The 21,617-nt window shown below is 50.0% G+C and carries 20 protein-coding genes; 7 read left to right on the top strand and 13 right to left on the bottom strand.

Annotated elements, in window-relative coordinates; genetic code table 11:
• Positions 1 to 3: 3 nt before the first annotated feature.
• The 6 genes from thrS to K7H08_RS00075 all read right to left on the bottom strand — a co-directional run bounded on the left by thrS (position 4) and on the right by K7H08_RS00075 (position 6,328).
• Entirely contained in the window at positions 4 to 1,926 is a 1,923-nt protein-coding gene (thrS, locus tag K7H08_RS00100; RefSeq protein WP_038483914.1) for a threonine--tRNA ligase, read from the bottom strand.
• A 214-nt stretch (positions 1,927 to 2,140) separates the two neighbouring features.
• A complete protein-coding gene (locus K7H08_RS00095) occupies positions 2,141 to 3,010 on the bottom strand; it encodes an OmpA family protein (RefSeq protein WP_231656897.1) in 870 nt (289 codons plus the stop codon).
• 289 nt (positions 3,011 to 3,299) lie between these two features.
• A complete protein-coding gene (locus K7H08_RS00090) occupies positions 3,300 to 3,767 on the bottom strand; it encodes a DUF2489 domain-containing protein (RefSeq protein WP_095602859.1) in 468 nt (155 codons plus the stop codon).
• A 181-nt stretch (positions 3,768 to 3,948) separates the two neighbouring features.
• The gene (locus tag K7H08_RS00085; RefSeq protein WP_231656896.1) at positions 3,949 to 5,046 is read right to left on the bottom strand and encodes a COX15/CtaA family protein; all 1,098 of its coding nucleotides are present in this window, start codon (positions 5,044 to 5,046) and stop codon (positions 3,949 to 3,951) included.
• 55 nt (positions 5,047 to 5,101) lie between these two features.
• On the bottom strand, positions 5,102 to 5,608 hold the full coding sequence (locus K7H08_RS00080; protein ID WP_231656895.1) for a hypothetical protein: 507 nt from the start codon (positions 5,606 to 5,608) through the stop codon (positions 5,102 to 5,104).
• 9 nt (positions 5,609 to 5,617) lie between these two features.
• Positions 5,618 to 6,328 carry an SURF1 family protein gene (locus tag K7H08_RS00075; RefSeq protein WP_231656894.1) on the bottom strand — a complete coding sequence of 237 codons (711 nt, stop codon included), beginning with the start codon at positions 6,326 to 6,328 and terminating at the stop codon, positions 5,618 to 5,620.
• On the opposite strand from K7H08_RS00075, the gene K7H08_RS00070 reads away from it, so the two are divergent.
• Positions 6,327 to 6,518, top strand: a complete 192-nt coding sequence (locus K7H08_RS00070; protein WP_038483896.1) for a DUF2909 domain-containing protein — start codon at positions 6,327 to 6,329, stop codon at positions 6,516 to 6,518. The two genes, K7H08_RS00075 and K7H08_RS00070, sit on opposite strands and share 2 nt — an antisense overlap.
• 4 nt (positions 6,519 to 6,522) lie before the next feature.
• Here K7H08_RS00070 and K7H08_RS00065 read toward each other — a convergent pair whose 3' ends face one another.
• From K7H08_RS00065 to K7H08_RS00045, 5 genes are all read right to left on the bottom strand, one after another.
• The gene (locus K7H08_RS00065; RefSeq protein ID WP_038483893.1) at positions 6,523 to 7,380 is read right to left on the bottom strand and encodes a cytochrome c oxidase subunit 3; all 858 of its coding nucleotides are present in this window, start codon (positions 7,378 to 7,380) and stop codon (positions 6,523 to 6,525) included.
• Positions 7,377 to 7,967, bottom strand: coding sequence for a cytochrome c oxidase assembly protein (locus K7H08_RS00060; protein ID WP_038483890.1), 591 nt, complete (start codon positions 7,965 to 7,967; stop codon positions 7,377 to 7,379). The genes K7H08_RS00065 and K7H08_RS00060 overlap by 4 nt, the downstream gene beginning before the upstream one ends.
• Positions 7,968 to 8,003: 36 nt before the next feature.
• The gene (gene ctaD / locus K7H08_RS00055; protein ID WP_231656893.1) at positions 8,004 to 9,647 is read right to left on the bottom strand and encodes a cytochrome c oxidase subunit I; all 1,644 of its coding nucleotides are present in this window, start codon (positions 9,645 to 9,647) and stop codon (positions 8,004 to 8,006) included.
• Positions 9,648 to 9,683: 36 nt separating this feature from the next.
• Positions 9,684 to 10,799, bottom strand: a complete 1,116-nt coding sequence (coxB, locus tag K7H08_RS00050) for a cytochrome c oxidase subunit II (RefSeq protein ID WP_231656892.1) — start codon at positions 10,797 to 10,799, stop codon at positions 9,684 to 9,686.
• A 126-nt stretch (positions 10,800 to 10,925) separates the two neighbouring features.
• Entirely contained in the window at positions 10,926 to 11,099 is a 174-nt protein-coding gene (locus K7H08_RS00045; RefSeq protein ID WP_084183706.1) for a DUF2970 domain-containing protein, read from the bottom strand.
• Positions 11,100 to 11,231: 132 nt separating this feature from the next.
• On the opposite strand from K7H08_RS00045, the gene K7H08_RS00040 reads away from it, so the two are divergent.
• Together K7H08_RS00040 and K7H08_RS00035 are read left to right on the top strand one after the other, a co-directional pair.
• A complete protein-coding gene (locus tag K7H08_RS00040) occupies positions 11,232 to 11,591 on the top strand; it encodes a hypothetical protein (RefSeq protein WP_038483881.1) in 360 nt (119 codons plus the stop codon).
• A gap of 92 nt (positions 11,592 to 11,683) precedes the next feature.
• On the top strand, positions 11,684 to 11,899 hold the full coding sequence (locus tag K7H08_RS00035) for a hypothetical protein (RefSeq protein ID WP_038483878.1): 216 nt from the start codon (positions 11,684 to 11,686) through the stop codon (positions 11,897 to 11,899).
• Positions 11,900 to 11,940: 41 nt separating this feature from the next.
• On the opposite strand, the gene hrpB is transcribed toward K7H08_RS00035, so the two are convergent.
• Positions 11,941 to 14,376 (bottom strand): ATP-dependent helicase HrpB, encoded by a 2,436-nt coding sequence (hrpB, locus tag K7H08_RS00030; RefSeq protein WP_231656891.1) that lies wholly within the window; start codon positions 14,374 to 14,376, stop codon positions 11,941 to 11,943.
• Positions 14,377 to 14,396: 20 nt separating this feature from the next.
• The gene (locus K7H08_RS00025) at positions 14,397 to 15,056 is read right to left on the bottom strand and encodes a TetR family transcriptional regulator C-terminal domain-containing protein (RefSeq protein WP_038483867.1); all 660 of its coding nucleotides are present in this window, start codon (positions 15,054 to 15,056) and stop codon (positions 14,397 to 14,399) included.
• A gap of 202 nt (positions 15,057 to 15,258) precedes the next feature.
• Between K7H08_RS00025 and xdhA the strand changes: the two genes are divergently transcribed.
• From xdhA to guaD, 4 genes are read left to right on the top strand one after another with little or no spacing between them, the layout of a single operon-like run.
• The gene (xdhA, locus tag K7H08_RS00020) at positions 15,259 to 16,716 is read left to right on the top strand and encodes a xanthine dehydrogenase small subunit (RefSeq protein ID WP_231656890.1); all 1,458 of its coding nucleotides are present in this window, start codon (positions 15,259 to 15,261) and stop codon (positions 16,714 to 16,716) included.
• Positions 16,700 to 19,123 carry a xanthine dehydrogenase molybdopterin binding subunit gene (gene xdhB, locus K7H08_RS00015; RefSeq protein ID WP_231656889.1) on the top strand — a complete coding sequence of 808 codons (2,424 nt, stop codon included), beginning with the start codon at positions 16,700 to 16,702 and terminating at the stop codon, positions 19,121 to 19,123. Before xdhA ends, xdhB begins: the two co-directional genes overlap by 17 nt.
• Positions 19,120 to 19,992: a xanthine dehydrogenase accessory protein XdhC gene (gene xdhC / locus K7H08_RS00010; RefSeq protein ID WP_231656888.1), complete on the top strand. Its 873-nt coding sequence runs from the start codon at positions 19,120 to 19,122 to the stop codon at positions 19,990 to 19,992. The genes xdhB and xdhC overlap by 4 nt, the downstream gene beginning before the upstream one ends.
• A 1-nt stretch (position 19,993) precedes the next feature.
• Positions 19,994 to 21,307 carry a guanine deaminase gene (gene guaD / locus K7H08_RS00005; RefSeq protein ID WP_231656887.1) on the top strand — a complete coding sequence of 438 codons (1,314 nt, stop codon included), beginning with the start codon at positions 19,994 to 19,996 and terminating at the stop codon, positions 21,305 to 21,307.
• Positions 21,308 to 21,617: the final 310 nt, after the last annotated feature.

Raw genomic sequence — 21,617 nt, 5'->3', positions numbered from 1 at the left:
TCCTTAGGCAATTGACGATGTCGCCAGGGCTGCTCGCTCTGCACTGCAACGTTCGATGAATTCATCGACTGTCATTGTGCCGAGGTTTTCGCCGCTGCGAGTTCGCACGGCCACTGAGTCAGCTTCGACTTCCTTATCTCCCACCACAAGGAGATAGGGAACTTTCTGTAACGTATGCTCACGGATTTTAAAGCCGATCTTCTCGTTCCTCAAGTCCGCTTTAACTCGTAAGCCATTTTTTTGCAGCCGTTGCTCCAACTCAAGCGCATAATCACGCTGCGCATCAGTAATGGTCATCAACACAGCTTGCTGAGGTGCCAACCATAGCGGCATCGCACCAGCATAGTGCTCAATTAAGATTCCTAAGAACCGCTCGAAAGAACCTAAGATAGCACGATGAAGCATCACTGGGGTCTTTCGTGTCCCATCTTCATCAACGTATTGCGCGCCTAAGCGCCCTGGCAAATTAAAATCTAACTGTAGAGTACCACATTGCCAAACACGATTCAGGCAATCACGCAGAGCGAATTCAATTTTCGGGCCATAAAAAGCCCCCTCTCCTGGCTGAAGCTCCCAATCAAGCCCTGTCGCATTGAGCGCAGCTTCAAGCCCCTGCTCTGCTCGATCCCACATCTCTGCTTCACCAAGAAAGTCCTCAGGTCGAGTTGACAGCTTGAGTTCAACATCCTCGAAACCAAGCGTTTTATAAACTTGCAGGGTAAGCGCAATGAATGCTTCTGCTTCTGCCTGAATTTGACCTTCGGTACAAAAAATATGCGCATCATCTTGAGTAAAGCCACGAACGCGCATCAGACCATGCAATGAGCCCGACGGTTCATTCCGGTGGCAGCTACCAAACTCTGCTAAACGTAACGGTAAATCGCGGTAGCTTTTCAGTCCCTGATTAAATACCTGTACATGACAGGGACAATTCATAGGCTTAACAGCATACTCACGTTTTTCTGACTCAGTGGTAAACATGAGCTCACTGTAGTGCCCCCAGTGGCCCGATTTCTTCCACAACGAAAGATCTACTACTTGCGGCGTTTTAATCTCTTGATAACCATGCGCTCGCTGAATTTTCCGCATGTAATCTTCCAATGCCTGGTACATAGTCCAGCCATTGGGGTGCCAAAAAACCATGCCTGGCGCTTCTTCTTGCAAATGGAAAAGATCCATCTTGCGTGCCAATTTGCGATGATCTCGCTTTTCGGCCTCTTCTAGGCGCTTCAAATAAGCTTTGAGCTGCTTCTTATCGCCCCATGCTGTACCGTAAATACGTGTCAGCATGGGGTTTGAGGCATCTCCACGCCAATATGCGCCAGCTAACTTTGTTAGCTTGAAAGCTTTCAGGTGACGCGTATTCGGCACGTGCGGCCCACGGCACATGTCGGTGTATTCTTCGTGATGATACAAACGTATTGTTGCACCCTCAGGTATATCGCGAACAATTTCCTGTTTGAACGTTTCGCCACGCTCAATAAACGTTTTCATCGCCTCGTCGCGATCAACGTACTCACGCACGACATCGTAATCACGCTCAATAAGTGCTTGCATGCGTTTTTCGATAGCTTCCAAGTCGTCAGGCGTTACCGACTTGCCGAAATCAATATCGTAATAAAAACCATCGTCAATTACTGGCCCAATGGCCATTTTGGCATCAGGATATAGCTGCTTAACCGCATGTCCAATCAAGTGGGCACAGGAATGGCGGATAATCTCAAGCCCTTCGGGGTCACGGGCGGTAATTATCGCCACTTCAGCATCTTGCTCGATCAAATCAGCAGCATCGACCAATACACCACCAATCTTGCCAGCCACACAGGCCTTGGCCAAACCAGGGCCAATGGATTCTGCAAGCTGCATGATAGAAAGTGGTGCTTCGAACGTTCTTTGGCTGCCATCCGGCAATGTTACTATGGGCATTAAGTATTCCTTGAGCGCAGTGGTGATCCATACCAAGGATCACATTTCGCTATCAATGATCGAGAGTATTAGGTACTTTTTGAGGGTTGCCCAGCCTACCAGAATTTAGCAAGCCGTAAAATAAAACGGGAGGCATAAGCCTCCCGTTCCGTACTTAAAGGGCATTAATCACTGGCACAATGGCCCACCCCTTTAATGAAAAGCGATGCGTGGCTTAGTTCCACTCATCCATTTCTACACGACGGTTTTGTGCACGACCCGCATCGGTATCATTGCTAGCAACCGGACGCTCTTCGCCGTAGCCAACAGCACGCATACGGTTGACACCTACGCCACGCTGGGCAAGGTAAGCAGCAACGGATTCCGCACGACGCTGCGACAGGTTTTTGTTGTACTGAGCAGAACCGCGAGAGTCAGTGTGGCCTTCAATACTCACACGCACATCAGGATTATTGACCAGGCGCTCTGCAACACCGTCCAGAACACTTCGTGCTTGGGCAGTTAACTGTGCAGAGTCAAACTCAAAGTTTACGTCCTGCAACACAACGCTGTCAGGGCAACCCAGTGAGTTAACTGCAACACCTGCAGGAGTGTTGGGGCACTGATCGCGATAATCCGGCACGCCGTCGTTATCAGAATCGAGTGGGCAGCCATTTGCATTAACAGCTACACCAGCAGGAGTTCCCGGGCACTGGTCACGGTAATCTGGCACACCGTCACCATCGGAGTCCAGCGGGCAGCCTTCAGCATCAACTGCAACACCTGCGGGCACTTCCCCATAGCTTGGGCACTGCGGTGCTACTGGCTCAGGCGAACGGTCTGCACATAGCAGGCCACCGATCGCTGCACCAGCAGTTGCGCCAATAGCGGTATTTTCATCTTCGTCAGAATTGCCGCTAGTAGCGTAAGCAATACTGCCGCCGATAACACTGCCTGCCAATCCGCAAACGAAGGGATGTTGATACCAATCGCGGTCGCTACTTGCGCTGGTTTGACCAGATGATTGTGATGCTGAGCTGGCACAGCCTGATAAACCTACTACCAGTGCAGAACCGATTAGCAAGCCAGTCGTTGATTTTTTCATGCAAGACTCCTTCTTGATCCAATGCTGACATGGTCCTAAGACCAAATCTATCCAATGCTTCTTATTGCGAGAGCATCCATTTTTCGCTGCTCAGCACCATGGCAATATTATGCTTTCACCATATGGCTGAACGTTTGCCTATGATTAACGTTTAATCACCAGAAGGCAACAATGCCGTGATATCAACTTCTTGCCAATACCGACATTTTCAGCATAGCAAAATTGACGCAATAAACGTCAAAAAACATAGGTTACCGTATTTATAGCCCCCTATGCTCGTTAAACAAGGTTAATGAAGACCTGCAGATCCCTCGGATCTCCAGTTAATTACCTTCTGTGCTGCCTCAAGAACTGCAGGTCGCATTTCGTCCTCAACAGCGAGGCGCTCCTTGTCTTCTTGCATACGCTCTCGTGGCGTTAATTGCTTACGTGCAGAGTGAGTTTTTAAATGTCGAGTACGGTTGTACACTTCTGCAAACGCTTGAAAGTCTGGACGCTCTGCTAAGCTGGGATCAACAATCTCAAGCAGAACTTTGCATCGCCAAGACCCTTCTGTGATGTCGACTTGCTCTTGCACAAGCGCGCTAACGACAAAATCAAGGTTTTCCAGGCTGTTTTGGTGGGCACGACGCTCTTCGTCAAGCCGGAATGCTTCTCGACGCTTAACCTCTTGGCGAAGTTTATAAGCATAAAAACCAAGCGCTGCAATGACAATGATTGCAACGATGAATAACAACAACGCTCCTGTGGAACTCATAACGCTCCTTTCACAACGGAGAGGTAGAAAGCTTGACGACAATTGTACACCCTATTGCCTCAATGAGACCACTTTCACTATTTCCTCACCTCTTCTCCCGCACAAAACTAAGGATTACACAGCAACGTTTTTCATTATCCACTCCGTAATAACCATTATTGTTTTTGACGAAGCAAAACCTCTAGTTACCACCGTACGTCAACAAAACCTGAGATGACTTTAGATCATTCACATCATTAAGATTATAAGGATATTTCCAGCACCAGACAGCCCACCCCATACACAAGGTCAAGGCAACCGCTCCAGCGGTATGCAACAGAGCCAGCCATAAAGGAAGCCACAACAACACATTAGCAATGCCAAGCGCGACTTGGGCACAATAAGCAATTACCACCAAGGTGAGCGCTCGCCCAACAGACGCAGCCGCACGATTTCGCCACCATAGCGCTAACAAGACAATTCCGAGTAGAAGCGCTCCAATACGATGTATAACGTGAATTGCAGTACGTGCATCGGCATGTAGCTGACCATGTAAATAATTAGGGCCGACCGTTTGTGTCAGGTGGAAGCCTTCACTTATATCCATTTCAGGCCACCACTGAGTATTGCAGGTCGGAAACCCTTGGCAGGCAATACCTGCATAGTTGCTGGTTACCCAGCCCCCTAAAGCAAGCTGCAAAACTAATATCAACACGCCTATTACCCAGAGCGCATTAGCATTCTTAAATAGAGAGGTATAACGTGTGGGAGAAGAAGTATGGTCGGTAGAGGTAGGTACAGGCCTTGTCAAGCTGAGCCGAATTCGCAAATGCACCCAAAAAAACAGCATCAGTACACTTAGCCCACCCAACAAATGTAAAGTAACCACTTGTGGCCAAAGCTTTAGCGTCACTGTAAAAGCGCCAAACGCGCCTTGAAGCAGAATAACAACGAGCAAGGCAATACTTACTTTCCATGGAAACCCTGGACGCTTGCGCAATGAAAAACCTAGCGCCACTACGCTTAGAACAATAAGCCCTAAAAAACTTGCTACATACCGATGAGCCATCTCTACCCATGCTTTAAAAGGCACAAGAGGTACATCAGGATGTCGTAGAGCAGCATGCTCGGCATCAGGGACTAACAGCCGCCCATAACAGCCTGGCCAGTCTGGGCACCCCAAACCAGCGTCAACTAAGCGCGTCCATGCGCCAACTAGAATCACTAACGCTGTAAGCACAGTGCCGACCAAGGTTAAACGTTTCAGCCATTGTAAGCGCCGCTCAGTAGAATATGGCACGTTGCTTCCTTACGACCTGCGAGGTCGAGCATGCAGAGTAACGGTATATTGTTCGCTATAGCGGATTAACCTTAAACAAATGACGTATATCATCGAGAATATCAGCTGCGGGCACTGCATTATTAAATGACAACGCTGGCCTGCCGAAAGGATCCATTAGCCAGACGCTATTTTCTTCTCGCCATGCAGGTTCCACTCGCCAACGACTAACCTTTTCACCTGGAAGCTCTTGCGCACTCCCGCCTATTCGCAGCCGCTCTAACCGAGGGGCTTCTCGACCTAACGCTCGATGCAGACGCCACAATTCATCCATGCGCTCATCACAAAGAGAAGTACAGTCAAACACTAGTGTCCATGCATCATTTTTTTCGGGTTGAGTACTCAGAGGCCAATCATCTAGTGCGGGTACGCTGACATGCACTTGACCATGGGCAGTATCTTCACTAGGTATGCCTATTTGCCATGTCAACATCATCCACGCAGTAACAATAGGCGCCGCGAATGCTGCAAATATAAGCAACAATTTAACTCGCGGATAACGAACTGGCTGGCGTTGCTCCATGCTTTCCCCTCAGTAACCTGTAAGACTATCTTTTGTAAGACTATCTTTGCGCAGGCGACGCCCCCCCAACACCATGACCACTGTCGCAGCAAGCGCCAACCCCCACCATTGAAAAGCATAGCCAAGATGGCGACTAGGAGGCATCACGTTAGCTTCCCACCAGGGTGCAAACACCCCCTCACCCTGGTCAGCATGTAGCCAGCCGGTGTAAGTGAAGGCCGGCAGTGTTGACTCCCACGGGGTTAAGCTGATCTGCTGCAGTCTTAGCCCTTCCTTGTTTTTGCCATATAGCGGTCCGCCGGAGCGCGCGACCTGCCACTCGCCTGAAACGGTTACGCTGCCCTCTGGAGTGTCCGCTTGTGGCGCCGCCCTACTTGGCCCTGTCTCAATAAACCCTCGCTGAATAAGCCACAACTGATCAGAACTGTCTCGGAAAGGCGTTAACACAGCCACGCCCAGGCGCCCGTCCACAATGCGGTTATCCAGATAAAGCGTGTGATTAGCAAGGTACTCTCCTTGTAAATGCAGCTCAGATCCCTCTTCTGGCATAGCAGTAGGCGATTTAACCAAAGGCGCTGCCTCCCGAGCGGCTAACAAAACTCGCTTGTCAGCGGCACGCTCCCACTGCCATAGTCCTAGGAAGATACCTAGCAAAACTAATACGCCCCAAAACACACACCAGACGTATAGACGTTGCGACCCAAAAGAGGTTTTCGTCATGTGGTTAAAGCTGCTCATTGGCCTAGTTTTTATTGGAATAGTCGCTAGCTTAGCGGCCGGCGCAGGTTTTTTATTAAAGGATGACAGCAGCTCGCGACGGCTACTAGCATCCCTTAAATGGCGCATTGGGTTAACATGTCTACTCATGGCCTTGTTAGTGTTTGGCTTCTGGTCGGGAGATTTAGGCTAATTGATTAGAAAACGTATACAAAAATAAATAACCCAACCCATACAACATCTACAAAATGCCAATACCAACAAGATGCTTCAAAACCAAAATGATGATCTTGGGCAAAGTGCCCTTTATGTATACGTATCAGCATGCTGGTTAAAATTAACGTACCTATAATGACATGAACGCCGTGAAAGCCCGTTAGAATAAAGAAAGTAGCGCCGAAGATCCCTGCTTCAAGCGTAATACCATAATGGTTGTAGGCTTCATAATATTCGACGCCCTGAATCATAATAAAACAGCAGCCCAGCAATACAGTACCTGCCAGCCAGTTCCTGCACGTTTTACGTTCGCCTAATTTCAAAGCTTCATGTGCAACCGTCAATGTAATGCTCGACGTTACCAAAATTAGTGTATTGACGAGCGGCAATTGCCATGGACTTAAGACACTATCCGGGCCAGCCACCGACGAATCAGGAGGGTTTAACAACGGCCACTGAGCGACAAAATCAGGCCAAAGCAACGCAGAAACACCTTTTGCTCCTTCACCACCTAACCAGGGTATAGCGAACGTTCTTACGTAGAACAGGGCACCAAAGAAAGCCGCAAAAAACATCACTTCAGAAAAAATAAACCAGCCCATCCCCCATCGGAACGAGCGATCCATCTGAGCATCGTACAATCCGCTCATTGACTCGTGAATAACATCTCTGAACCAAAGCCCCATAACTGTAATGACACAAGCCATACCGATTAGCATGAGTGGGGTACCCGTGTCGTACACAAGTTTAATTCCTGTACCCACCATCATAGCCCCGAGCGCCAGCGAGCCTAGGATAGGCCATCGACTCGTTGCAGGAACATAGTAGCCGCCACTCATATCGAATCCCCTATCGTTTTGTTGTCATTCTTCGAGATGTCTTTTACTAAGTGATGAACCGGATACAAGGTATATACCAGCGTTATCGTATTAATATCCTCTGGAAGGTCACGCGCCAGCTGGAATATCAGAGGAATCGTCAACCGCTCATCCCCTTGAAGCTGCTGCTCCTGGAAACAGAAACAGCTTACTTTTCTTAAATGCGTCGTAGCGCTTGAAGGAGAAACGCTAGGTACAGCCCGCCCCCAGCTTTCGACATGACTGTTGTTAGTAAACGTAAAATCAACTTCAGCTGTTTGGCCCGGATGCACGCGCATTTGGCGAGTTTCGACGCTCATTCGCCATGGCAACCCCGCGCTACCTCGGGTAATGAACTGCACGGTAATATAGCGGGACTGATCAACTTCTTCATGAATAATGGCTTTAGCCGTTGTATCCACTTTGCCATTAAGGCCAGTCACACTACAAAACACGTCGTAAAGAGGAACCAGTGCGAATGCAAAGGCAAACATCCCAATTAGCGCCGCCACTGTACGAATGACTGTCCGTTTAACCCCAAGTGATTGCACCGTATCGTTGACTGCCATATATCCCCCTAGACCATTTTGCTGATGGGCAGCTAATTAGTCATGGTGATGAGTACGGTTAAATACTGGCGGTGTTTCAAAGGTGTGCAACGGTGCCGGACTGGGGACGCTCCACTCTAGGTCTTCTGCACCTTCCCAAGCTTTTGCAGGTGCTTTTTTACCTCCTCTCACACACATCACCACAACCAATACAAACATCAGCTGTGACGCACCAAAAAAGAAGGCACCAATGCTGGAGAGCATATTGAAATCCGCAAATTGTAATGCATAGTCGGGGATGCGCCTTGGCATGCCCGCCAAGCCTGCGAAATGCATAGGGAAAAACGTTAGATTAACGCCAACAATAGAGCACCAGAAATGACATTGAGCAAGTCGCTCGTTAGGATAATAACCTGTCCATTTGGGTAGCCAATAATAGACGCCAGCCATAATGGCAAAAATAGCACCGGGTACTAGCACATAATGAAAATGCGCCACGACAAAGTAGGTATCGTGGTATTGGAAATCCGCAGGCGCAATTGCCAACATTAGTCCTGAGAAACCGCCTATGGTGAACAGAACCACGAAAGCCAAAGCAAACAGCATGGGCGGTTCAAAACTGATCGAGCCGCGAAACAGCGTGGTCACCCAATTAAACACTTTCACGCCTGTGGGCACGGCAATCAGCATGGTCGAGTACATGAAAAACAGCTCCGCTGTTAGCGGAAGACCGACGATAAACATATGGTGTGCCCACACTAAAAATGACAGCAGCGCGATAGCTGCCGTGGCATACACCATAGACGCGTATCCAAACAAAGGCTTACGCGCGAAAGTAGGTATGATGGCTGAGACAATACCAAAAGCTGGCAAAATCATGATGTAAACTTCAGGATGGCCAAAGAACCAAAATAAGTGCTGGAAAAGCACTGGATCACCACCACCCGCGGCGTCAAAGAAACTGGTACCGAAGTTAATATCCATCAGCATCATGGTAATAACGCCCGCTAGCACAGGCATTACCGCAATCAATAGAAAAGCCGTAATTAACCATGTCCATACGAACAGAGGCATATCCATCATGCGCATTCCAGGTGCGCGCATATTCAGAATGGTCGCAATAATATTTATAGCCCCAAGAATCGAGCTAATGCCTGCAATGTGCAGGGCTAAAATAAAAAATGTTGTGGAGGCAGGTGCGTAAGTCGTCGATAACGGCGCATAAAATGTCCAGCCAAAATTAGGCCCACCGCCCGGCATTAAGAGCGTAGAAAGTAGCAATGTAAACGCCACCGGAAGCAACCAGAAACTAAAGTTATTAAGCCTGGGCAGCGCCATATCCGGCGCACCAATCTGAAGCGGAATCATCCAATTGGCTAGCCCAGTAAACGCTGGCATTACCGCAGCAAACACCATGATTAATCCATGCATGGTGGTCATTTGGTTGAAAAATTCTGGCTCTATAAGCTGTAAACCAGGTTGAAATAGCTCGGCTCTCACCACTAGGGCAAATATGCCTCCAACAAAAAACATGGTGAGAGAAAAAATCAGGTAAAGAGAACCAATTTCTTTATGGTTGGTGGTCAGAACCCATCGCAGTATCCCTTTGGGCTGAGCCGCATGGTCGTGATGAGAATGACCGCCAGTCGCTGCAGTAGAGCTGTGTTGCAGCGAGTGTTGAGGAGGTAGTTTGGGCGCCATGAGCATCTCCGCCTGATTTATTGTTAGTACCTTAAATTATTGTGCGATACGTTCGGCCACCGTAGCTGGCTGCACCACATCACCTGTCTCATTGCCCCAAGCATTGCGGGTATAAGTAACAACAGCGGCTATTTCGACAGGGTTTAACGTACTGCGGAATGCCGGCATAGCAGCGCCAGAAACACCGTTAATAACCCGATTCATATGCCAATCTAAATCACTAATCAGTTGATTATTATTGGCTAGTGCAGGAAATGCTGGTGGCGCCCCCTGGCCTTCGCTTTGGTGACAGGAAGAACAGATAGTCTGATAAACGGTCTCTCCCCGCGCCATCAAATCCTCCATCTCCCACTCCCGGTCAACCCCCATAGCCTCTTGCTCTGCGGCTTTTTTTCGTTCTGCCAACCATGCTTCGAACTCTTCTTCTTCCATCGCATGCACAACCACTGGCATAAACCCGTGGTTAACGCCACAAAGCTCAGCACACTGGCCACGATAGATGCCCGGTTCATTAATTTTCACCCAATTCTCATTGATAAACCCAGGAATCGTATCCTGCTTAACGGCTAGTTCAGGCACCCACCAAGAGTGAATAACGTCATCCGACGTCATTAAAAAACGCACTTTACGATTAATTGGCAGTACCAATGGCTCATCTACGTCTAATAAATAGTGCTCATCTCTCGCCTCCTCGCCACGAATTTGTGCTCTTGATGTACTCATATTGGAGGTAAACGCAACATCTTCACCAAGGTATTCGTAGCGCCAGCGCCATTGTTGGCCAGTAATCATCACATCTAAATCAGCTTCTGAAGAATCGTACATACTCTTCAACGTCGCCGTCGCAGGCACGGCCATGCCAACCAAAATCAGAATAGGAATAGCGGTCCAAAGAATTTCAACAGAGGTGTGCTCATGAAAATTCGCCGCTTTTTCCCCTTTTGAGTGTCTGTATTTAAATAGTGAGTAAAACATCACCCCAAACACAATCACCCCAATGACCACGCATACCCAAAAAATCGCCATATGCAGACCAAAAATATCTTGGCTGATATCGGTGACCCCAACAGGCATATTCCAGCTATTAGCATGAGCTTGAGTGATACTGAAGGCACTGGTAATGGTTAGCAGCCATTGCCACGATAGATGCATAGAAACCTCCGTTATTATTGTTGTTCTCGCCAATCCGTTTACTTAGGTCAGGATTAACTGATTAACGTCAGTATAGAAAACATGTGGCATTCGTCACGCACAACTATCGTGGGGTGTATCAACGCTTCATCGCGACGCAATCACTGCAATCCCAACCAAGATCAAAACAAATACGAGCGTGATCACAATTCCCACTACAATAAAGGCAGCGGGGTTACCGCTAGAAAAATCCTGTTGCCGCTTGAGGTCATTTTGTACGCCTAGCAGTGCTGACAGTACTGATTTAACGACTGACCACATTGAGCCTCTCCTCGTTATCACGTATCGCGTTGCCTAAATGAGCAACTCTTCTGCAGAGCTTTAGCTATAGTTGAAGATAGGAGAACCTGTGAAGAATGCCTCACAAATTGAAAAACTCGATAGGAACCTACTATGGACCATACAAACAAAAAGCAGCCCTCATCCGTCAACGACACGAACCAAGATATCGCAGCTTGGTGGCAGCATTACTGCCTATTGAGCACCATGCCAATGGTACGTTGTCAGATTGCGTGGCTTGAGAGCGTGACAGAAGCCATGCAGCTGGAGGCCGAGCTTTTCCAAGCTATCGCTAAAAGTAGCGAAAAACTGACGCTGTGCCTGACTGATGACAAAGAAAACTGCAGCGCTAAGGAACTCACTGAGCATTACCAAGAAATGGTCAAAACGCTTACCGACGCTAACCTTGAGCGTTTTGCTAAGGTATCCCAGCTTTCCCATGAGTTTCGACGTAGTCTTTGGGAAGAAATCTAACAATTTGGGATTAAGCTTGCGACTTACTGTCGTGCCATTCACACTACGCACGCTTTGCTAAGAGCAGCTTTTGACTGGTGATGGAGCCTAATATGCCCAAATGTCGTGGATTTATTTCGTTGTTCTCATTAATGACCGTGGTCTTAGTATCGTTGACTGGCTGCACAACTTACACTTGGCCGGATGGCTCGCAGGAGACTGTGCTGGGTGTGCCTCCAGAAGAAGAAAACCGGCGTTATGAAGAGCAACGTGCCGACGGAGTACGCTATCGCGTGCCAGGTAAAATACCTGAAGAGCAAACGCAATGACCTTCTTCGATCTGGCTTCTCTTTAAACGGTGTTATTAACTTTACCTTCGTTTCGTAGATGCCGTTGCTTGAGCGGTAATTGGATCTTCTGGCCAGGGGTGTTTAGGGTAGCGGCCACGCATCTCTTTACGCACCTCTGGGTAGCCATTCAACCAAAAACTGCGTAAATCCTGAGTAACTTGAAGCGGCCTTTTTGCCGGTGAAAGCAGATGAATGACAACAGACACATGACCGTCCGCTACGGCGGGAGTATCCTGCCAACCAAACGCTTCCTGTAACTTCAAAGCAAGCACTGGCGGCCTTCCTGCTAGGCAGGACTCATAATCAATTGTTGCTTGATTACCACTAGGAGCCATTAATGCCGATGGCGTTAAACGCTCAAAACGGGTTTGCTCATCCCAGCTGAGTGTTGCCATTAAGTAGTTATGGAACGGCATTTTTTCTAGCTGATTGAAACGTGTAATACCCGTCATGTAGGGTGCCAGCCAAACATCTAAGCTGTCTAATAGCGAGCTTTCTGACCAGTCAGGCCATGCATTAGAATAAATACTCGCCACTAGCGCCATTCGCCCCTGTAATTGCTTAACCTTGCCATTAAAAAGCGCTGCTGGTCGTTGCTTTAGTGCTCGCAGCAACGTCTGTTGGACCGCCTCTCCTGATAACTCCGCTAAAGGCCGACTTGCCAACACAAGTTCACCATGGCGCTGAACAGCTTCACCAAGCAGCTTTCCTTGGGCATCTGACCAAGTAACACGCTCCTCCCACTGTTGAGTTGCCGGGTAAAGGTCATTAAGCGCTGTCTGAGCAATCGGTTCTGCCAGATAAATTGCTGCCTCACTACTGGCACTCTCTACGCTAACGGCGACGATAAATGCTTCATTCGCTAGGGGGTGGCTAACGGAGAGCGTGGCAGTTTTGCCATTGGCAAGCTTGAACCGACCTGGACTGATGAATTGACCAACGCGATCCGGGTAAGCCATCGCCAGCAGATAGCTAAGCGGCTCAAGCGGTAGCTTATGTGGCACCTGAAGGCTAGCCATGTCCATAAGACGCTTGGTTTCTCGTTGCCAGTGAGGAAATCGCCAGGGTTGGCTGAGCCGCTGAGCCAGCGCATCTCTTAGCGAGCCACTGACACGCTCTCTACCCTCTAGCAGAGCTGCTAAAGCACAGGCAAGCGGTAATGCATTCAATGACACTGCCTTTGACAGCATGACCGCTAAACGAGGTTCAAGCGGCCAACGCGCACTTTGCTTACCTAGTGGTGTTAATAAACCCGCTGTATCAAGAATGCCAAGCTGACGAAGCAAAGCCTGGCTACTTTGCCATGCACCGCTAGGCGGTGGTGTCATCCAAATTAACTCTTCAGGCGATCGCGCTCCCCATACGGCAACCTCAAGCGCAAGTTTTGATAAATCAGCTTGGGCAATCTCAGGTTCACCGTAAGCAACCAGTGGCTGCTCTTGAGACCACAAGCGATAACATACACCCGGCTGTTGCCGCCCTGCACGACCACGACGTTGATCAGCGCTGGCACGATTGACACGCCGAGTAGTTAGTCGAGTGAGCCCAGTTCGCGGCTGAAACAACGGCACACGCTCCAAGCCAGCGTCAATGACCACATTAACACCATCAACTGTCACGCTGGATTCCGCAATGGCCGTCGATACAATCACCCGCCGGCGAGTTTCGTGTAACTTCAATGCTGCTTGCTGCGCCTCGATAGGCATGCCGCCATGTAATGCGCACACCTCAATATCAAAGGTGCTATTTTCCAGCATTTGCACTAGCCGTGTTATCTCTGCCACCCCAGGTAAAATCACCAACACGTCGCGGCTATCGGCATTCGCCAAGGCTTCGGTTACCACTCGGTAAGCGGCTGTGTCTAACGCTTCATCACTGCTAAAAGGGCGATAATACGTTTCAATTGGAAATTCACGCCCCGTACTTTCAATCACGGATGTATCGCTGCCCAATACACTTTTTAACGCAGCAACATCTAACGTCGCAGACATCACAATCAGTCGTAAGTCATCGCGAATGCTTTGCTGAATATCCAGCGATAGCGCCAGCCCAAGATCTGCTTCTATGCTGCGCTCATGAAACTCATCGAAGATGATACCGGCGACGCCTTCAAGCAGCGGATCATCTTGCAACATACGCGTCAGGACGCCCTGGGTGACCACCTCCAAGCGTGTGTGCGGGCCCGCTTTGCTGTCCCCTCGCATACGATAGCCAACTGTCTTACCGACAGGCTCATCAAGCTGCGCGGCCATAAAGCTTGCCGCCAAACGAGCCGCTACCCGTCGAGGCTCTAACAACACTATCTTCTGGCCCTGCGCCCACTGGCTGTTCAGCAAGGTCAGCGGAACGCGGGTTGTCTTACCCGCTCCCGGCTGGGCGATTAAGATTAGGCGGTTATGTGCAGAGAGAGCCGCCTGAATCGGCTTGAGGTGCTGTTCAATTGGAAGTGTAGACATCGCCAATATGGGCATAGCAGCTAAACTGATGAGTCGTTTGATAAATGCGACGCTGAAATACCGCATCCTTTCAAAATAACATGCTCAAGGAAACGGCAAATAGACTCGAAATCCGTTTCGCTGAGCACTTCAGTCCCTAATATTCCCGTTACCTGCGCACTGTATTCCGTGTAATGTTGGGTAGCCGACCAAATCAAGAATATAAGCCAGCGTGGATCGACATCATCCATTTTCCCTAGCTGAGACCACTGGTGAATAATTTCTGCACGGGAAACTACCCACTCTTTCAACTCACCAGAGAGATAATTACTCAAGAAAGGCGCACCAGCCAAAATTTCGGCGGCAAATAGCTTTGAACCTTCGGGGTAACGCTGGCCCAGCATCATCTTGGTGCGAATAAAATCGCTTAATACCTTAGCTGGATCACTGTCAGGTGTTATGTCTTCAAGTACCGCATTCCAACGGTTCATCATTCGATTAAGCAGTCGTACATAAAGCAGCTGCTTACTGCCCATGTAATAGAGAATATTCGCCTTAGGAAGACCTGCTATATCGGCGATTGCCTGAAGGCTGGCACCACGATAACCATGTTGAGAAAACACCTGCTCCGCAGCGCTCAGTATGGTCTGTTCAATGCGATCTCTGCTGGCATTTTCATGGTTAGCGGTATCCGCTGTCATTGATTAAGCTCCTTTAATAAGCGCTTTTGATAAGCACCAATGGTCAGCCCATGGGACTTATTACATATAATTGGTTTATCTACGCCGGCCGCGTAAGTGCACAGACAGCCGCATTAGCAACAAATTCTTGCAAGGTGCGCTCTTTTGTCTCAAGCTAAACAATATTGACCGATCGGTCAGAACAATCATAACGGAGTTTGGCATGGCTACGATTGAGTTCCTGCTCAACGGCACCCCCAAGCAGTGTCATGTACCCCCTGACACCAGCATTCTAACGCTGTTGCGTGATCATTTGGGCATCACTGGCACAAAAGAAGGCTGCGCATCGGGTGACTGTGGCGCTTGTACAGTCGCAATCAACAATCCAAGCGACACGCAAAACCGCTGTTTAAGCGTCAACGCGTGTATTACCCCGGCTCATCAACTTCACGGTCAGCACGTCATTACCGTTGAAGGGCTTGCGACTGAAGGCAACTTGCACCCAGCTCAACGCGCAATGATCGAGTGCCATGGCAGCCAGTGCGGATTTTGCACGCCAGGAATTGTCATGTCCTTGTTCACCTTGCATGCCAACCAACAGCAGCGCCCCTCGCCTCTTACACCAGAAACACTTGAAGCCACATTAGGTGGAAATTTATGCCGCTGCACGGGATACCGACCGATTCGTGACGCCGCATTGAGTATGCAAGATTTCTCTTGGGAAGCACCGCAGTGGTTCGATGCGTCTCAGCCAGCCAGTCACCCGCTTCATGTACCGGAGTCAACCGCAAAGAGTGAGCCACTCTTTGTACAGCCAACCACCTTGGCTGAGTTGGCCGACGCAAGATATCGCTATCCTGATGCACGCCTTGTGGCTGGCGCAACAGATCTATGGCTGGAAAGCACTCAGCGCCTTACCGCATTGACCCAGCTTATTGATACCACGCGTGTGGCTGAATTGCGCCAAATTGAAGAGGCGACATTCCAAGCTCAACCAGGTTGGTGGGTAGGCGCTGGGGTTACGTACTCGCAGCTTGAGCCCTTATTAAACAGTCACTTTCCTGCGTTTGCACACCTCCTTCACAGGCTCGGCTCTCAACAAGTTCGTAACCGGGGAACGCTCGGCGGAAACATCGCCAACGCTTCGCCAATTGGAGATACGCCACCTGTACTACTGGCGCTCAATGCATGGGTAGAACTTACCAGCCACGTCAATACTCGCCAGCTCTTGCTGAGTGATTTTTTTATCGACTATAAAAAAACAGCGCTGGCGGCTGATGAAGTCATCAGCCGTATTTTTATACCTCAACTGGCTGAAACAGCCACACTAAGGGTTTGGAAGCTTTCTAAACGGCGCGAGGATGACATAACGGCGGTATTAGGTGCGTTTTGCTACCGTGTTAATCAGGGTGTGATGGAGGATGTTCGCATTGCCTTTGGCGGTATGGCTGCAACTCCCAAGCGAGCTAGTCAAACAGAAGCTGCGCTAGAGGGCCAGCCCGTTTCCAAAGCTAGCTTTCAAGCAGCCCAACAAGCCCTTGCTGAAGAGTTTCAGCCAATGAGCGATGTACGGGGCAGCCAATACTACCGAGAACAAGCCGCTCTCAACCTATTGGAACGCCTCTACTTATCGCTTTCGTCACCCAACCAGGAGGTGATGCTCCATGCGTACGCTCACTAAACTTGATGGCGACAGCAGCCGCGCTCGTCGAGAGTTACATAACCACATCCAAGGGTCAGGCCCACTTGCTCGCCATACTGTAGATAGCCACGGTCAGCGCCAAGCAGGCACCGCTAGCTTCCATGAAAGCGCTGAAAAACACGTTACCGGCAAGGCTGCCTACATTGATGACCTCAAAGCACCGGCAGATGCCCTGCATGTAGCTCTGGGGCTTTCTCCTGTCGCACACGGCACATTGACCGCGCTTGATCTCGAAGCAGTTAAACAAGCGTCTGGCGTTGTCGATGTCATCACTTTTCACGATGTGCCCGACCATACAGATATCGGTCCTGTGTTTCCAGGCGACCCCATTTTTGTTGATCAAGAAATTAGCTACGCAGGCCAGTGTATTTTCGCCGTTGCGGCTACCTCGCTTCAGGCTGCTCGCCGAGCGGTAACGCTGGCCAGGTTAAGTATCGATGAACAACCAGCAAGCCTCGACCCTGTTGCTGCTGCCGAACACAATGATGTGGTTCGCCCTACCCACGTTCAGGAGAGAGGCGATTGGCAAGCGGAACTGCGCCAAGCCGAGCAAACGGTTGAGGGCGAGCTTTTCATCGGCGGACAGGAACATTTTTACCTGGAGGGGCAAGCATGCTTGGTTCTGCCCACCGAAGACGAAGGGGTCATTGTTCATACCTCTAACCAGCACCCTAGTGAGACCCAGAAACTTGTCGCTGAAGTACTGGGCATTCCCTTTCATGCCGTCACCGTTGAAGTGCGCCGAATGGGTGGCGGCTTTGGAGGCAAAGAAACCCAAGCATCCCCATGGGCATGTATGGCAGCCATCATTGCCCGCAGAACCGGAAAAGCCACACGTATACGGCTACCGAGAAGTGATGATATGCGCGCGACCGGTAAGCGTCACCCCTTTCATAATCGCTACCGACTTGCAATTGATTCGCAAGGCATCATCCAGGGGGGAGACATAACAGTTATTGGTGACTGCGGATACTCGCCTGACCTTTCGGACGCCATTGTTGACCGTGCAATGTTCCATGCCGACAACGCTTACTCATTAGGCAATGCTCGCGTCACCGGTCATCGAGCTAAGACCCATACGGCTTCTAACACGGCTTTTCGGGGTTTTGGCGGCCCTCAGGGCATGATGATTATCGAAGCGGCAATGGATGATATCGCGCGCAAGGTCGGTGAAGACCCTCTTACCATACGCAAACGAAACTTCTATCGCGACGGGCGAGACGCCACCCACTACGGGCAGCCAGTAGATCAAAAGCAGTTACTCCATACGCTGGTTGATACATTGGAAACCAATAGTGATTACTGGGCACGCCGTGCGGCGATTAAGGCATTTAATAGCAACAGTCCCATTATTAAAAAAGGGCTCGCGCTGACGCCAGTAAAGTTTGGCATCTCATTTACCGCCCAGCACCTCAATCAAGCCGGTGCTCTGCTGCATGTGTATACCGATGGCAGCATCATGATCAATCACGGCGGCACCGAAATGGGCCAAGGACTGCACACCAAGATTTGTCAGGTAGTGGCGCGCGAGCTTGGCTTGGATTTAGATAGCGTGCGGATTAGTGCCACTCGCACGGATAAAATACCCAATACGTCCCCTACGGCAGCTTCAAGCGGCGCCGACCTCAATGGCATGGCCGCGCGAGATGCCGCCAGTAAATTGCGCGAAAGGTTGTTCGACTTTGCCGCGATGCATTTTGAGGGCGGATTAGATCGAGAAGGTATGCGCCTGGAAGATGGCATGCTGATTGCGGGGATTAATGAGAGCGAGCGTCGCATCCCCTGGGGAGAGCTTGTTCAAACGGCCTACCTCAACCGCATCTCGCTTTCAGAAAAGGGTTTTTATGCGACACCATTGATTCATTACAACCGTGCAACGGGCCAAGGCCGCCCTTTTTATTATTACGCGTTTGGAGCAGCCGTTGCCGAAGTAAGTGTTGACACATTGAGCGGCGAATATTTAGTTAACCGCGTTGACGTGCTGCATGACGTTGGCAATTCGCTAAACCCTGCCATTGATATTGGCCAAGTAGAAGGTGGCTTTATCCAGGGAATGGGCTGGCTAACCAGTGAAGAGCTTAAGTGGAGCGATAAAGGTGTGCTGGTTAGCGACGGGCCTGCGACCTACAAAATACCCACGTTTGGTGATCTTCCCGCTATTTTTAACGTTGAACTATTGGAAGGCCACCCAAATTCCATGGCAAGCCTATATCGTTCTAAAGCCGTTGGTGAGCCACCGTTTATGCTTGGTATCTGTGTTTGGTCTGCACTACGTGATGCACTTTCAAGCTTAACCGATTACCAACAGTCTCCCCATCTCGACACTCCCGCAACCCCTGAGCGAGTGATGTTGGCTGCAAACGCAATTAGAGAAAAAGCGCTATGACACAGCCCTCAGCAGAAACTTGGCACGCGGCACTCGATCGATTGCAGCGTAGCGGTGTTCCCCACGTGTTGGCCACTCAGGTAACCAGCGCGGGCTCAACCCCGCGTGAGCCCGGCGCGCGCATGGTGATCACCCAAGAGGCTGTCTATGACACGCTAGGTGGAGGCACTTTCGAGTGGCAAACTATCCATGCTGCTCGAGACTTTTTACAGCAAGGCCGCGCTGGCTTTCACTTAGAGGCATTCTCGCTAGGTGGCCGCAGCGGCCAGTGCTGTGGCGGTTATGTCAATGTGCTGCTGGAAGTGTTTCCTGGTGCCGCTACCAATATCGCTTTATTTGGTGCTGGCCATGTCGGACGAGAGATCGTAAAGCTTAGCGAACCGCTACCCTGGCAAGTACACTGGTTTGATAGCCGAGCAGATGTATTTAACGAACGCGATCAGCAGCAATCCCGACTCAGCTGCCATACGCTGAGCAGTGCACAAGAGGGAACTTCAGCCCTGCCGCCCTACTGTCATGCATTGGTATTAACCCACAACCATGATGAAGATTACGCCCTTATCACCGCTTTACTACAGCGCCATGACATCGCCTCGATAGGGCTAATCGGCTCTGATAGCAAATGGGCAAGCTTCCGAGGACGACTGCAGCGCGAAGGCTACACCGCTGAAGAAATAGAGCGTGTACGCAGCCCCATTGGTTGTATTCATAACACTAAACTTAGCAACAAAACCCCCTATGCGATTGCTTTGACGGTGGTAACCGAACTGCTTTGGCTAACGGACAAGCCAGCCTCACTAGACATGCGCGGCCTTGAGCCGAACGCAATACGTGCACTTGATGACGATACGAAAACGACTCAGAGTTAATATGAATTCCTCAATCGATACGCTCATCCGCGCTGAAATTGTCAGCTTTGCACGCGACCCAGGTAATGATGACCTACCTCAGCCAGGTAGCCTAGAGCATTATGGCGACGGGCTACTGTGGCTAAAAGGCAGTCATATTCAGGCTGTCGGCCACTATGGTGATCTCGCTGATCAACTGCCAAGTGACGCCCATGTTATTGATTATCGCGGCAAGTTGATTATGCCCGGTTTTATCGATACTCACGTTCACTATGTTCAGCTAGACATCATGGCTTCCTACGGCCGACAGCTGCTTGATTGGCTAAATGACTATACGTTTCCTGAAGAGTGCCGTTTTGCCAATCATGCGCATGCTGAAGCGCTATCGAACGCTTTTCTAGATGAAATGCTTCGCGCGGGAACGACAACAGCCCAAGTATTTGGCTCAAGCCATCCTGGCTCAGTGGATGCGTTCTTCACCGCCTGCCAAAAACGTCAGCTACGCATGCTGGTCGGTAAAGTATTAATGGATCGCAACGCGCCTGACGCCCTAATGGATGGCCTGTCAGGGATTGCAGACAGTGAGCGACTTATTCAAGACTGGCATGGCAATGGCCGACTAGGTTATAGCGTCACGCCACGCTTTGCGCCCACCTCTACCAAAATGCAAATGGATGCTGCCGGCGCCCTCTTGCGTAATGACTCTAGCTTGTGGCTACAAACTCATTTGGCCGAAAACAGTGGGGAATTAGACTGGGTAGCCGAACTATTTCCTGGTAGCCGCGACTACTTAGCCGTTTACGAGGAAGCGGGATTAGTCGGCCCTCGCAGCACCTTCGCGCACGGCATTCATCTGAATAACGATATGCGTAAACGCCTAGCGGACCGAGGCGCCAATATTGCCTTTTGCCCAAGCTCCAATCTTTTCTTAGGCAGCGGATTATTTGACCGAGAGGCAGCTAAGCAGACCGGTATGGCATTTACCTATGCTAGCGATATCGGCGCAGGCACCGATTTATCAGGGTTTGGAACGCTTAAGGCAGCCTACCAAGTGGGCCAATTAAGAGGACAGCCTCTTACCGCATGGCAAGGTTTTTATGGTCTAACCCATGGAAATGCAAAAGCGCTCTCCTTAGATACCCATATCGGCCAGCTTGCCCCTTCCTACGAGGCTGACTTTGTAGTCATTGATCCTCATGCGACATCACTGTTGAAGCGCCGTATCCAACACAGCAAAACACTCGGCGAGCGTTTATTTGCGCTGATGATGCTCGCTGATGATCGCGCTATCTATGAAACTTGGGCCGCTGGCGAATGCCAGCATCAACGGGATTAATTTTCAAAGTTAACTCGTCATTCCCGCAGGCCCTTAGCGGGACTCCATGTTGAGCTGGGGTTTCGGGCTGCTGCAGTCCAAGGTCAAGGTGGATTCCCGATAACCCCACTCGGGAATGACGTGTGGTGCACGCTTCGGCAGGTGGCCGCTTTGTAATAGGGGGCCAGGGGGTGCTTTTTTTCTTTCGCGTGACCCGTCCTGAATAGAGTTGACACGTTCCCGTCCTTATTTTGGGAGAGCGTGATGAGTCAACGAGTTAAGCGCACACAGAAAGACTACACTCTGGCCTTTAAACAGGCCGTGGTAGAGC

Origin of the sequence: Halomonas sp. IOP_6, assembly GCF_021151565.1 — a bacterium.
In the GTDB taxonomy this organism is placed as follows: domain Bacteria; phylum Pseudomonadota; class Gammaproteobacteria; order Pseudomonadales; family Halomonadaceae; genus Vreelandella; species Vreelandella alkaliphila.
This window is presented reverse-complemented; position numbering and strand designations above follow the sequence as displayed.

What these genes read in the sequence shown, in the direction of transcription:
- thrS (WP_038483914.1), bottom strand. Translation starts at nt 1,926, where the DNA reads ATGCCCATAGTAACATTGCCGGATGGCAGCCAAAGAACGTTCGAAGCA.
- K7H08_RS00095 (WP_231656897.1), bottom strand. Translation starts at nt 3,010, where the DNA reads ATGAAAAAATCAACGACTGGCTTGCTAATCGGTTCTGCACTGGTAGTA.
- K7H08_RS00090 (WP_095602859.1), bottom strand. Translation starts at nt 3,767, where the DNA reads ATGAGTTCCACAGGAGCGTTGTTGTTATTCATCGTTGCAATCATTGTC.
- K7H08_RS00080 (WP_231656895.1), bottom strand. Translation starts at nt 5,608, where the DNA reads ATGGAGCAACGCCAGCCAGTTCGTTATCCGCGAGTTAAATTGTTGCTT.
- K7H08_RS00070 (WP_038483896.1), top strand. Translation starts at nt 6,327, where the DNA reads ATGTGGTTAAAGCTGCTCATTGGCCTAGTTTTTATTGGAATAGTCGCT.
- K7H08_RS00075 (WP_231656894.1), bottom strand. Translation starts at nt 6,328, where the DNA reads ATGACGAAAACCTCTTTTGGGTCGCAACGTCTATACGTCTGGTGTGTG.
- K7H08_RS00065 (WP_038483893.1), bottom strand. Translation starts at nt 7,380, where the DNA reads ATGAGTGGCGGCTACTATGTTCCTGCAACGAGTCGATGGCCTATCCTA.
- K7H08_RS00060 (WP_038483890.1), bottom strand. Translation starts at nt 7,967, where the DNA reads ATGGCAGTCAACGATACGGTGCAATCACTTGGGGTTAAACGGACAGTC.
- ctaD (WP_231656893.1), bottom strand. Translation starts at nt 9,647, where the DNA reads ATGGCGCCCAAACTACCTCCTCAACACTCGCTGCAACACAGCTCTACT.
- coxB (WP_231656892.1), bottom strand. Translation starts at nt 10,799, where the DNA reads ATGCATCTATCGTGGCAATGGCTGCTAACCATTACCAGTGCCTTCAGT.
- K7H08_RS00045 (WP_084183706.1), bottom strand. Translation starts at nt 11,099, where the DNA reads ATGTGGTCAGTCGTTAAATCAGTACTGTCAGCACTGCTAGGCGTACAA.
- K7H08_RS00040 (WP_038483881.1), top strand. Translation starts at nt 11,232, where the DNA reads ATGGACCATACAAACAAAAAGCAGCCCTCATCCGTCAACGACACGAAC.
- K7H08_RS00035 (WP_038483878.1), top strand. Translation starts at nt 11,684, where the DNA reads ATGCCCAAATGTCGTGGATTTATTTCGTTGTTCTCATTAATGACCGTG.
- hrpB (WP_231656891.1), bottom strand. Translation starts at nt 14,376, where the DNA reads ATGTCTACACTTCCAATTGAACAGCACCTCAAGCCGATTCAGGCGGCT.
- K7H08_RS00025 (WP_038483867.1), bottom strand. Translation starts at nt 15,056, where the DNA reads ATGACAGCGGATACCGCTAACCATGAAAATGCCAGCAGAGATCGCATT.
- xdhA (WP_231656890.1), top strand. Translation starts at nt 15,259, where the DNA reads ATGGCTACGATTGAGTTCCTGCTCAACGGCACCCCCAAGCAGTGTCAT.
- xdhB (WP_231656889.1), top strand. Translation starts at nt 16,700, where the DNA reads ATGCGTACGCTCACTAAACTTGATGGCGACAGCAGCCGCGCTCGTCGA.
- xdhC (WP_231656888.1), top strand. Translation starts at nt 19,120, where the DNA reads ATGACACAGCCCTCAGCAGAAACTTGGCACGCGGCACTCGATCGATTG.
- guaD (WP_231656887.1), top strand. Translation starts at nt 19,994, where the DNA reads ATGAATTCCTCAATCGATACGCTCATCCGCGCTGAAATTGTCAGCTTT.